General features: G+C 38.2%; 11 protein-coding genes and 3 tRNA genes. 9 read left to right on the top strand and 5 right to left on the bottom strand.

What is annotated here, in order from left to right:
• Positions 1–801 precede the first annotated feature (801 nt).
• Positions 802–2,199: a carbohydrate porin gene (locus H3T44_RS03825; RefSeq protein WP_230882775.1), complete on the top strand. Its 1,398-nt coding sequence runs from the start codon at positions 802–804 to the stop codon at positions 2,197–2,199.
• Between the two features lie 99 nt (positions 2,200–2,298).
• Positions 2,299–2,559, top strand: coding sequence for a hypothetical protein (locus H3T44_RS03820; RefSeq protein WP_198184448.1), 261 nt, complete (start codon positions 2,299–2,301; stop codon positions 2,557–2,559).
• Between the two features lie 203 nt (positions 2,560–2,762).
• Here H3T44_RS03820 and H3T44_RS03815 read toward each other — a convergent pair.
• The 4 genes from H3T44_RS03815 to H3T44_RS03800 all read right to left on the bottom strand — a co-directional run bounded on the left by H3T44_RS03815 (position 2,763) and on the right by H3T44_RS03800 (position 4,064).
• Positions 2,763–2,837 (bottom strand) — tRNA-Thr (locus H3T44_RS03815).
• A gap of 311 nt (positions 2,838–3,148) precedes the next feature.
• Positions 3,149–3,679 (bottom strand): transcription termination/antitermination protein NusG, encoded by a 531-nt coding sequence (nusG, locus tag H3T44_RS03810; RefSeq protein ID WP_110438580.1) that lies wholly within the window; start codon positions 3,677–3,679, stop codon positions 3,149–3,151.
• A gap of 7 nt (positions 3,680–3,686) precedes the next feature.
• The gene (gene secE, locus H3T44_RS03805; RefSeq protein WP_198184449.1) at positions 3,687–3,881 is read right to left on the bottom strand and encodes a preprotein translocase subunit SecE; all 195 of its coding nucleotides are present in this window, start codon (positions 3,879–3,881) and stop codon (positions 3,687–3,689) included.
• Positions 3,882–3,987: 106 nt separating this feature from the next.
• A tRNA-Trp gene (locus H3T44_RS03800) sits at positions 3,988–4,064 on the bottom strand.
• A gap of 185 nt (positions 4,065–4,249) precedes the next feature.
• Between H3T44_RS03800 and H3T44_RS03795 the strand changes: the two genes are divergently transcribed.
• From H3T44_RS03795 to atpC, 7 genes are all read left to right on the top strand, one after another.
• Positions 4,250–4,323, top strand: a tRNA-Gly gene (locus tag H3T44_RS03795).
• Positions 4,324–5,770: 1,447 nt separating this feature from the next.
• Entirely contained in the window at positions 5,771–6,022 is a 252-nt protein-coding gene (locus tag H3T44_RS03790; protein WP_198196079.1) for a hypothetical protein, read from the top strand.
• A 268-nt stretch (positions 6,023–6,290) separates the two neighbouring features.
• Positions 6,291–6,878: an ATP synthase F1 subunit delta gene (atpH, locus tag H3T44_RS03785; protein ID WP_198196077.1), complete on the top strand. Its 588-nt coding sequence runs from the start codon at positions 6,291–6,293 to the stop codon at positions 6,876–6,878.
• The gene (gene atpA, locus H3T44_RS03780) at positions 6,878–8,416 is read left to right on the top strand and encodes a F0F1 ATP synthase subunit alpha (RefSeq protein ID WP_122124049.1); all 1,539 of its coding nucleotides are present in this window, start codon (positions 6,878–6,880) and stop codon (positions 8,414–8,416) included. Before atpH ends, atpA begins: the two co-directional genes overlap by 1 nt.
• Before the next feature lie 12 nt (positions 8,417–8,428).
• Positions 8,429–9,346, top strand: a complete 918-nt coding sequence (locus tag H3T44_RS03775; protein WP_198196075.1) for a F0F1 ATP synthase subunit gamma — start codon at positions 8,429–8,431, stop codon at positions 9,344–9,346.
• Between the two features lie 80 nt (positions 9,347–9,426).
• On the top strand, positions 9,427–10,899 hold the full coding sequence (gene atpD / locus H3T44_RS03770) for a F0F1 ATP synthase subunit beta (protein ID WP_198196137.1): 1,473 nt from the start codon (positions 9,427–9,429) through the stop codon (positions 10,897–10,899).
• Positions 10,900–10,928: 29 nt separating this feature from the next.
• Positions 10,929–11,357 carry an ATP synthase F1 subunit epsilon gene (gene atpC / locus H3T44_RS03765; RefSeq protein WP_155565924.1) on the top strand — a complete coding sequence of 143 codons (429 nt, stop codon included), beginning with the start codon at positions 10,929–10,931 and terminating at the stop codon, positions 11,355–11,357.
• Positions 11,358–11,369: 12 nt separating this feature from the next.
• Here the strand turns inward: atpC and queF are convergent, their stop codons facing one another.
• Positions 11,370–11,837, bottom strand: a complete 468-nt coding sequence (gene queF, locus H3T44_RS03760) for a preQ(1) synthase (protein WP_110438573.1) — start codon at positions 11,835–11,837, stop codon at positions 11,370–11,372.
• Between the last annotated feature and the right edge of the window lie 129 nt (positions 11,838–11,966).

The following is an 11,966-nucleotide window of genomic DNA, read 5'->3' as shown; positions in this document are numbered from 1 at the left end:
TCGTCAGGCTCATAACCTGAAGGTCAGAGGTTCAAATCCTCTCCCCGCTCCCAATAACTTCCACTCAAAATTGCTATATCATCACGGACAATATCCTGTTGACCCCGCATTGAGACGCATCATCCTTTTATCCATGAAACCGTGAAAAAATGCGTCCTGTATGGCAATCTTGGCAAACAATATGGCCACCGGGCAGTCTTTATTCCGAGGCTGGCGTATCACTTGAAAATATCATGAATTGTTGCAAACACTAACCTGCAAAACCAACATGAAATCCAGCGCCAAACCCCTCCCATCCCCTCATGCAAAAAATGAATAAACCACTTGTGAATATCGCATGCCCACCTCTCATATACCGTAAAAAACCAAATAAATATCATAACTTAATAAATATAAAATTCTTATACAAAATAATTAATACTGGAAACAAAATATAAGCAATATATTTAGTTCTGTATTTTTTTGTTTTTATATCAAAAATATTTTGTTTATTAAAAATTAAAAAAAAATTATTTAATATCATTTTTTGTATTTAGTAAATAATTCAAAATGAAGTGTATTATAAAATACACAAATTTAAAGATTTTAACCAATTTTTCATTTTTTATCTAAGGTAACAATAAATTTATATTTTAATATATTAATCTAATGATTAACTAATATTGAAATTTTCAATTTAGAGAAAATATATCCTCTGATTGAATGTACTTTATGAGGAAAGGTTAAGTTATGGATAGTCTAATTGCTTTTTATAGTCCTATAAATTTCCTGAAAAAGTATATTATATTGGGTTTAAACGTAATGATTTTGCTTATGCCAATTAACAAATCAATGGCGCTTGATCTTTCCAATAATGGTAAACCTCCTCAAAATATTGATGATAGTTCAGTACCAGAGACGAATCGAAATGTTGCACTTGGTGAGATGAATAAATTCAATACACGTGAAGTAAACCCGTCCAGTCTTGATCCAACAAAAAGCATTTTTTCTAAACCGATAAATGATTATCTGGATAAATATGGTATTCAGCTTGGGTTAAACTGGGTGACAGAGACAGCTGGTGTGGTTCATGGTGGACGGAGAAACGGTGCTGATTTTACACAGCAAATAACATTTTCAGTTGATATGGATTGGGAAAAAATCGCGGGCTTAAAGGGCTTTTCAACTCATATGATTGTTATGAATCGTTCAGGTCGTAATGCCAGTGCTGATTATGTTGGGGATACGCAGATTCAGGCCCAGGAAGTATATGGAGGAGGCTATTCTCGCTTATTTCATATTTATGATGTTTATGGTGAACAAAAATTATGGAATGGTCGGGTCGATATTAAAGTCGGTCGTATGAGTGTTGGAGATGATTTTGCCCATAGTCCCATGGCATGTCAATTTATGATTCTTTCAACTTGTGGCCATCCAAGAAGTACTCAGTCTCAACAGGGATTTTCAGATTGGCCTGGTGCAGTTTGGGGGGGAAGAATTCTTGTTAATATGACACCTAATAGTTATTTTGAAGTAGGTGCATATCAAAGTACACCTTGGCCACAAGGAGGAGCAACTGGATTTTATTGGGGAACCAAGGGAACAACTGGTGCATTCGTTCCTGTTGAATTTGGTTATAATCCTGATATCGGAAAACATCATTTAGTGGGTAGCATTCATATTGGTGCAGGTATAGATAGCAGTCATTTTCAAACCTGGTCTTCACAAGTTTTAAATAACAATAAAAAAGATTACCGTACCCAATTCTGGATTCAATCCTACCAAATGATTTATCGTCATGATGCAATTGATGATCATGGATTATTTGTTTTGGCAAATTATGGGCATGATTCTACAACAACATCAACATTTAAGGACTTTTACAATTTCGGGTTTTTGGATCGTGGATTTTGGAAAGACAGAGCCTATGATCAAATTGGGGTGATGTTTACATATTATACGATCCCTCATACTCTTCGGCATGCACAGCAATTTCAAGTTGCACATGGAGCACCATTAAATGGTAATGGAGTTTTCGCTCTATTGAATGGTGCCCCTGGAGTTCAGGGAGATTCAATTTTATTTGAAGCTAATTATGGTTTTGCTGCCTATCGTGGAATCATGATTATGCCAGTATTTGAATATTTTCATCATGTTGCCGCGACGAAGGCCTATAAAGATGCAACGATTGTTGGTTTGAAAACCAACGTAACTTTTTAAAAAACTATATTGCTTGTCACTGTAAAAAGAATAAATTAACGATAATAGCTATTCTCATTATAATCAAAAATTTTATTAAAGATTTCAGGGTTGAATACAGTGATAAACTATAAATCGATTTTAATTTTATTTACTGGATTACTGCTTAATGCCTGTAATCCAGAAATGGGGCGTTTACCCTTGGAAAGTGATGTTGGCTGCCTACGTAAAGAATTATCTTCCCCTGATCATCCTTCATTTCATATGGCGGCCAATTTTTGTCAAAAGACAAAGAATCATATATTACAACCCTTGAATTTGAAAAATGCCCCTGATCTGCAAAAAAAGGCTGAAAAAGCAGGAATTGCTTATTGTTCATAGATGAAAATTAATTTTTTAGAACTTATAATAACTTTATTGAATTAAATAAAACAATTTTTTGTTTTATGACATTAAAAAACAAAATATATATGATGTGTTTTTAAGCGGATTTAACTTTATATTATTATTTACTATAACGTCAGATTATTAAGTCAAGTCGGATCACGTTAAATTATATTTAAAAAATGATTTAATTAAGTTTATGGTGCCGACACTCGGAATTGAACCGAGGGCCTACTGATTACGAATCAGTTGCTCTACCCCTGAGCTATGTCGGCGTGGTTTTTGTTTTATATAGGAGCTTTATTTATTCTTCAAGAGTGGAGGGTGAAATTTATTAAGAAATATGAAAATGAAGCTTATTATAGAATTTTTTTTGGATATAAGATTTGTTTTATTAGGCTTATTGATCAATCACTATTATAAAAAAAAGAGATTTTGTCTTAATGGATCTTGTTTAAGTTTTATGAAAAAATCAGAATTTAGTAAAAATGGTTCTGAATATTTGGATAAGTCGGTAAGGATGCAAAAAATGATAATGGGAAACGAAAAGCTGTTTTATATTGTTTTGCATCCAGTATTTAAGGGACTAAAGTTTTTCCACCTGATTATATTCCAGATCAACAGGTGTAGAACGTCCAAAAATGGAAACACTGACTTTTAGTCGACCTTTTTCAGTATCTATTTCTTCAATAACACCATTAAATGAAGTGAATGGCCCGTCGGAAACACGAATTTGCTCGCCAACCTCAAAGTCTACAGAAGGACGCGGACTATTTGCACCTTCTTTGGCTTGATTAATGATATATTCGGCCTCTGCATTGGAAATTGGGGATGGATGCATTCTGTTTCCAAGAAAACCTGTAACCTTGGGGGTATCCTTGATTAAATGCCATGCCTCATCAGTCATCTCCATTTTGACCAGAACATAACCGGGGAAGAATTTACGTTCTGTTTGGACTTTCTGGCCACGTTTAACCTCTATGACTTCTTCTGAAGGGACAAGGATTTCTTCCACTTGGTCAGTTAAACCTTTTTGTTCAATCTGTTCTTTAATCTGTTGAACAACCTTTTTTTCAAAACCAGAATAGACATGAATGACGTACCACCGTTTTGCCATAACTGGTTTACCCTCCTAGGCCAAATAAAATCCGTATTCCAAAGCCGATAGCCTGGTCCACGATGAAAAAGAATGCAGAAGCACCCGCAGCCATTGCCAGAACAGCGGCGGTTGTGATTAATGTTGTACGACGTGAAGGCCAAGTTACCTTTTTGGCTTCAGCACGAACCTCATTTAGAAATTTCGTGGGATTGACCGGCACGAAATACCTTCCCTACATAAAATGATCCTAAAATACTATGTTAAATTATTATAATATATCAGGATGGGTTGAAAACAAAATGAATGTTTGTCATTCATATTTAATTTGGCAGGGGTGGAGGGTCTCGAACCCGCAACCTCCGGTTTTGGAGACCGGCACTCTAGCCAATTGAGCTACACCCCTGCAAAAAATTTGATATGAATGGATCAGAACCATCATATCTATTGATACAAGAAAAAGCAATGGAATGGACAGAAAGTCAAGTAAAAAATGAATAAAAATTATTTTTTATAAAAATGATAAAAAAAAGCTTGATTTGGGAAGAAAAATCATTAAAAGTTTTTTCAGACTCAATCGAGCATTATCAAGCGGGCGTAGCATAGTGGTAATGCAGTAGCCTTCCAAGCTACCGAGGAGGGTTCGATTCCCTTCGCCCGCTCCACTTTCGAATTTCCAGAATTTCACTGAATTTAGCTGCGTTCAACCGCCTCATGATATGCTCACATCTAAAATTGGTTGGGAAATGTAAAATGAATCATTTTCGAAGATTTTTCTCTGCGACTGACAATTGTTACCGGCTTCTGGATGGTTGTTGATAGACATAAGCTGGCTGTGAGTGATACTGAGACGATAATTGATTATATCTATTTTACTGTCATGCTCATTATCTGGGCATTCAAAATAAAATCAGCGTTAAAAACTTATGCTCAAATGAGTTTAATTTGAACTGAAAATGAATCCATTCTGCATATTTATTTTTGGTATTATATTGTATATTGCAATAATGATATGGAATCAGAGCTATAAAAATTAATATTATTCATAGTCAGAAAATAGCTGGATACGATGCTAGAATTTTTTTGGAGGTTCAATATCATACGTTCCAGGCGGTTTGCGAACCTGATCCTTTGATTGCAGCATTAGATGCGCTTTGCGCATAAGCATTTCTAATAACATTTTTTGAGGTGTCGTATTAGATAAATAACTAAATTCTTTTCTGAATTTCGTCTTACGATAGTTTCTTTTCGGTTGCAGGGATTAATGACAATTAGTTCGGATAAAAGGCAAAGGCTATGGATATGCAAAATTAATTGGTCTATACCAGCTGAAGAAGAATTGAGATGGCGTAATTAATTAATATCGAGGTGTGAGACAGACTGGCGTGTGATGTTTTCTGATGCAGCAGCTGATTTAATTGTTCATTTCCTAACAGTGAGTTGGCGCCTTTTTCGCCGAGATATACTGGTACATGTGCTAATAATAATCCGTAAAATCAAGTTTTAGAGCAATAAAGCAGATTTCAATCTGTGGTGAGATGACCTTGGCACATCAAGTGTTGAGCATCATGATTTATATACAGTTGACTCGAATATAGTGAACAATTGTGAGGTGTTCTTAACAACGTTAAACTTGATGAAAGTGAATGAATAGGTGAAGAAGGACGTGGTTTTATCCAGATGATGAAAAATTTGATCCTGACCGTTTGGTAGTTGTCATTTTTATTTAGTTCATTAGATAAAAATTCAACGGGCTTAATTAATTGTGCGGGGATTTTTAATGCCAACATATGAATATATGGAAAATAATATAGCATAGAAAATGTTTTTATTATAAATATAGCCAGATTTGTATTATCGGACTTATTATTTTCACACTGGTTATGATGACACGGTGATTATCGTGATAGCAGATAAAACCGAATAGCAATTTGAGTATTATCTTATATTCTCGTAGTATGGCGTGTTAAATACAGAGGTTTAATAATAGCTGATAACTATTTTTTTTAGCAGTAATCGCCATCTAGTGCCTGTGACGATTAAAGATTGCGGCAGTGTTTAGGTAGAATGTTCCCGCATTACGATTTGTTTCTCTTATCCCGTTCAGGCCCTATGAAAAGCTTATCGGAGTATTTATCGAAACGCGCATGTTCTGCCAATTTGGATGCATTATCCGATCAGTCGGGATTGAGCGGGTCAAGATCAGCTGTAATTTTATCGTGCTGCCCTGTGTCCAAACTGGCTGAGACAATAATGTCTATCGGAACAGGCTTTTATTCGTCGGCATTGCATAGACTGCCAATAATGGGTAAGAAAGTGATTTACTTATATCTTTGTCGACGCACCAATATTGATATCCAATAATTGTTATTTTTCCTTAAATAAAAATATTTTTTACTAAAAATTATATTAAATCGAATTGATCGTTTGAATGATTGTCGGTATAACAATCATTCTGTATGACTTGAGACAAATTTATTTTTGAAAAATATTTTTGTTTTTATTATTGATTTACTTTAAAATATAGGCTTTTAATAATATCATTTTGGACTGTAAAACCTTTGCTGAAGAGGTAAAATGAAGCGGGTAAAGTTTCAATTGCATTTTAGTGAACGATGAGAGAACAAGCGAAGTGAATACCGATGCAACACATGCTGCGCTTGCAGCTTCCGCCTTTACGGCAAATAATCTTGAGGGGCGATATGCTACCGCGTTATATGAATTTGCTGAAGAACAGCATGCTTTAAATGAGGTGATTGCAGAGGCCGAGGGTTTGTTAAAAATTATTTCTGAAAATGAAACATTGAGAAATGTTTTAAATAACCCTTCTTTGGATACTGTACAAAGCAAAGCAATAATGGCTGAGTTGATGAATCATTGTGGATTCAGTCAGATTTTGCAGAATTTTGTAGGTGTGGTTGCAAATAATCGAAGGCTTGCTGATTTAAAATCTTTTTTAATGGCATTTTTTGCTTTGGTTAATCTTCGTCGTGGCATTACTGCTGCTGAAGTCATTACAGCTTCTCCTTTAACGGATATGCAACGTGCCCAATTAAAGGATCGTTTTTCCCAAGCAGGGTACAATAAAGTAGATATTCAAGAGCGTATTGATTCAAAGATACTAGGTGGAATTATCGTACGTATTGGGTCAAAGCTCTATGATGCTAGTCTTCAATCACGTCTTAATCGCCTATACAATGTTATGAAGGGAGCCGCGTGATGGAAATCCGTCCCGCAGAAATTTCGGACATCCTTAAAAAACAAATTGCGTCCTTTGATAAAGAATCTGACATTGAGGAAACAGGAATTGTTCTGTCTGTTGGTGACGGTATTGCATTGGTTTATGGCCTGCAAAACGTTATGGCGGGGGAATTGGTTTCTTTTGTCAACAGCAATTTGACCGGGATGGTTTTAAATCTGTCAATCGACCATGTTGGTGTTGTTATTTTTGGTGACGACAGTCAAGTTCGTGAAGGGGACAACGTTACTCGTACAAATCGGGTTGTGGATGTGCCTGTTGGTAAGGGATTGTTGGGTCGTGTTGTTGACGGATTGGGAAATCCGATTGATGGAAAGGGGCCCTTGAAAGATGTCGAACGTCGTTTGGCAGATGTTAAGGCTCCCGGAATTATTCCGCGTCAATCCGTATGTGAATCAATGTTGACCGGGATCAAGGCTATTGATGCTCTGGTTCCAATCGGGCGTGGACAGCGTGAATTAATCATCGGTGACCGTCAAACTGGCAAATCAACAATCTTGGTTGATACGATGATTGCCCAAAAAACCATGAATGCTTTAAAGGATCCTAAGCAGACTCTTTATTGTATATATGTGGCTATCGGTCAAAAACGCTCCACTGTTGCACAGGTTGTTCGCACGTTGGAGGAACAGGGTGTAATGGATTACTGCATTGTGGTGGCCGCAACCGCTTCAGATGCTGCGCCAATGCAATATATTGCACCTTATGCCGCCACGGCAATGGGTGAATATTTTCGTGACAATGGTATGCATGCATTGATTAGTTATGATGATCTGTCAAAACAGGCCGTAGCTTATCGTCAAATGTCCCTTTTATTGCGTCGTCCTCCTGGACGTGAGGCTTATCCTGGCGATGTATTCTATTTGCATTCTCGTCTCTTGGAACGTTCTGCAAAAATGTCCGATGAACGTGGTGCAGGTTCATTAACTGCCTTGCCTGTTATTGAAACACAGGCTGGTGATGTTTCTGCATATATTCCTACCAACGTTATTTCCATTACGGATGGTCAGGTTTTCTTGGAAACAGAATTATTTTATCGTGGTATTCGTCCTGCGGTTAATGTGGGGACTTCAGTTTCCCGTGTTGGATCAGCGGCACAAAGCAAAGCAATGAAACAGGTTGCCGGCAGTATTAAGCTGGAGCTTGCCCAATATCGTGAAATGGAAGCGTTTTCTCAATTTGCTTCCGATCTTGATGCATCGACCCGTAAGTTGCTTGAACGTGGCTCAAGATTAACAGAATTGTTAAAACAGCCCCAAAATTCTCCCTATACCATGGAAGAAGAAGTCGTTGTTTTATATGCGGGTACCCGTGGTTACACTGATGAAATTCCAGTAAACAAGATTCAGGAATTTGAGCATCAATATATTGAATCCATGCGTTCTACCGGTATCGAAATTCTTAATGGAATTCGTGATGCACGCCAGATCACTAAGGAATTGGAAGAAAAATTGGCAGCATTCCTGAAAAATTTTGTTGCACAATTCAAACAGGCTTAGGGAACTTTGTGAATGGCTTCTTTAAAAGAATTGCGTGCTCGTATAAATAGTGTCAAATCGACCAAAAAAATAACGAGTGCTATGAAAATGGTTGCGGCAGCCAAAATGCATCGTGCTGAGCGACGTTCTCGTCAGGCTCAGCCTTTCGCTATGGCGATGCAGCGTATTCTGGTTAGTTTGAAGCAGTCTTTGGATGGTCGTCCTGGTTTGCCTGCATTGTTAACAGGTACTGGTAAAGACAAGGTTCATCTTATTGTTCCAATGAGCAGTGATCGGGGTTTGGCAGGTGGATTTAACAGTAATATAAATCGTACATTACGCAATATGGTCAAACGTCTACAAGAACAGGGAAAGACTGTTAAGATTTTTCCTGTTGGTTTGAAAACGTATGTATATTGCCGTAGTGAGTTCCCCAATCTTATCATCGGACCTGAACATGTCGATTATCGTTTGGGTAACGTTGAATATCAGTCCGCAGACCAGATCGCTGCCTATATCGAGTCTTTATTAGAAAAACAGCGATTTGATGTTTGTACTGTCATTTACAATAAATTTAAAAATGTGATGGTTCAAACACCAATGGAGTTGCAGCTTATTCCATTGGAGCTTGCCGTAAAGGATACGGATCGTAAAGACGGTGCTGAGCAAAAAAACAGTTCAGGATTGCGAGATCAGGCAGATTATCTGTTTGAGCCTGAGGCGGAAGATGTATTGCATCGTTTGCTTCCGGAAAATTTGAGAGTTCAGATTTTTGCGGCAATGCTTGAAACAAATGCTGGTGAACAGGGTGCTCGAATGACTGCAATGGACAGTGCGACACGCAATGCCGGAAAGGCTATTGATAAGTTGAGTTTATATTATAATCGGACGCGTCAGGCCAATATTACTAATGAACTTACTGAAGTTATATCGGGTGCGAATGCTGCCTGATTGTTATTATAAATTATACTATACTGCTAGGAGCTGACCTTATTATGTCGGATACAGCAATTAATGAAAGTAATGCAACAATGGGTGATTCAGAAGCGGGGAATCAAGAAAATCAGGCATCTAAAAGTAATTCTGTGGGAAAAGTTACAGAAATCAAGGGTGCTGTTGTTGATGTGCAGTTTACAGGGGGGCTTCCTTATATTTTAAATGCGTTAACATGTAAGGTCGGGGATCGTACGCTTGTATTGGAAGTTGCACAGGAAATCGGTGATAACCAGGTGCGCTGTATCGCCATGGATTCAACAGATGGTATGGTTCGTGGAATGGAAGTGATTAATACGGGTAGCCAGATTTCCGTTCCTGTCGGGCCTGAAACACTGGGTCGTATTTTGAATGTTATTGGTGAACCGATTGATGAAATGGGTCCTGTTCATTCTGCCAAGCGGATGCCAATCCATCGCCAGGCCCCTTCATTCGAGGAACAGGGTGTAACAACTGAAATCCTGCAAACCGGTATCAAGGTTGTTGACCTTCTTTGCCCTTATTTACGGGGTGGTAAAATTGGTCTGTTCGGGGGTGCCGGTGTTGGTAAAACCGTTTTGATTCAGGAATTGATCAATAATATTGCGATGGGTCACGGTGGTGTTTCAGTTTTTGCTGGCGTTGGTGAACGAACCCGTGAAGGAAATGACCTGTATCATGAAATGATTGATGCGGGTGTTATCAAGATTAATGAGGGTAAAACTGACGGCTCAAAAGTTGCTCTTGTTTATGGCCAGATGAATGAGCCCCCCGGAGCCCGTGCGCGTGTGGCGTTATCCGGTCTGACGGTTGCAGAATATTTCCGTGATGAAGCTGGACAGGACGTATTATTCTTTGTTGATAATATTTTCCGTTTTACCCAGGCTGGTTCTGAAGTGTCTGCCCTGCTGGGTCGTATTCCTTCCGCCGTGGGGTATCAACCGACATTGGCAACTGAAATGGGTGCATTGCAAGAACGCATTACCTCTACGCAAAAAGGTTCTATCACTTCTGTTCAGGCTATCTACGTGCCTGCGGATGACTTGACGGATCCCGCGCCAGCAACAACATTTGCTCACTTGGATGCGACAACAGTTTTAAACCGCTCAATTGCTGAATTGGGTATTTATCCTGCTGTAGATCCTCTGGATTCAACTTCACGTTCCTTGGATCCCCGTATCGTTGGTGAAGAACACTATGAGGTTGCGCGACGGGTACAGGAAATTCTGCAAAACTATAAATCTTTACAGGATATTATTGCAATTCTTGGTATGGATGAGCTTTCCGAAGAAGACAAAAAGATTGTTGCACGGGCACGACGTATTCAACGTTTCCTGTCTCAGCCTTTTCATGTTGCTGAAATCTTTACCGGAATGCCTGGTAAATTGGTGGCGGTAAAGGATACAGTTCGTTCCTTTAAGGAAATTGTCGATGGAAAACATGATGATTTGCCAGAAGCTGCTTTTTATATGGTAGGCACTATTGAAGAGGCAGTTGCAAAAGCCGAAAAAATGAAACAAGAAGAAAAATAAACGGTTAAAAGCCATAAAGGAATATAATAATGTCAATCAAACTTGAAATTATTAGTCCCGAGAAAGTTGTTCTTTCTCAGGCAGTGGATATGGCTGTTTTACCTGCTTTAGAGGGGGATATTGCCGCAATGGAAGGTCATGTCCCAATGATTTTTCTTCTTCGTGCTGGAGTGATTGATCTTTATCAGGACAATAAGGTTATCCATCGTCTGTTTGTTGAAGACGGGTTTGCCGAAATGCAAGAAAGTTGTTGTACTGTTCTTGCCAAACAAGTCAGAAAATTGAATGAACTTTCTGAAGAGGAGGGGATCAAGCGTTTGGCAAAATTGCAGGAAGAGTATAATAGGGTTTCAGGTACCAATGATACTGATAAGCAACGTGAGTTGATTGACAGAATGCAGGGAGCCAATGCTATTATTGATTTGGCTGTTTCAGGTAAACATAACCAAACCCTTTAGTAATGAAAGATATTATCTGCCACGATAGGCAGGAACATCTTGTGAAGGGATCCATACATTTTCGGGAGGTGTGCTGGTTTGCCAAAAAACATCTATAGGCATTCCCCCTCTTGGATACCAATATCCACCAATTCGTAACCATATTGGGTCAAGTAATTTTGTCAGTGTGGTTGCGATTTCAACTGTACAAGCTTCATGAAAAGCTCCATGGTTTCTAAAACTTGCCAAATATAATTTTAGTGATTTGCTTTCGACAATCCATTTATCTGGAATATAGTCGATTACAAGATGAGCAAAATCTGGCTGTCCGGTAATTGGGCATAATGATGTGAATTCTGGTGCGGTAAAACGAATAGTATAATCATATTCCGGATAAGGGGCAGGCACTTTTTCAAGTTTTGCTTCGGATGGAGATTGAGGTAAAGAGGTGTTTGCCCCAAGCTGGGTCAGGTAGTTTTTAAGTTCTTTGGTATCATTCATTGTTTTACCTTTTACTGTAAGGTTGAATATAACATTTTTGAATTCATAATATCGATTAAGTTTATATTGGATTTACTTTAATCATATTATATGAAAACGGAAACAGGATTTAGTGACGTTGGTATTACA

Origin of the sequence: Commensalibacter sp. M0355 (assembly GCF_016101365.1) — a bacterium.
In the GTDB taxonomy this organism is placed as follows: domain Bacteria; phylum Pseudomonadota; class Alphaproteobacteria; order Acetobacterales; family Acetobacteraceae; genus Commensalibacter; species Commensalibacter melissae.
Note: the sequence above shows the minus strand (reverse complement) of the source record. Positions and strands in the feature narration are given on the sequence as shown.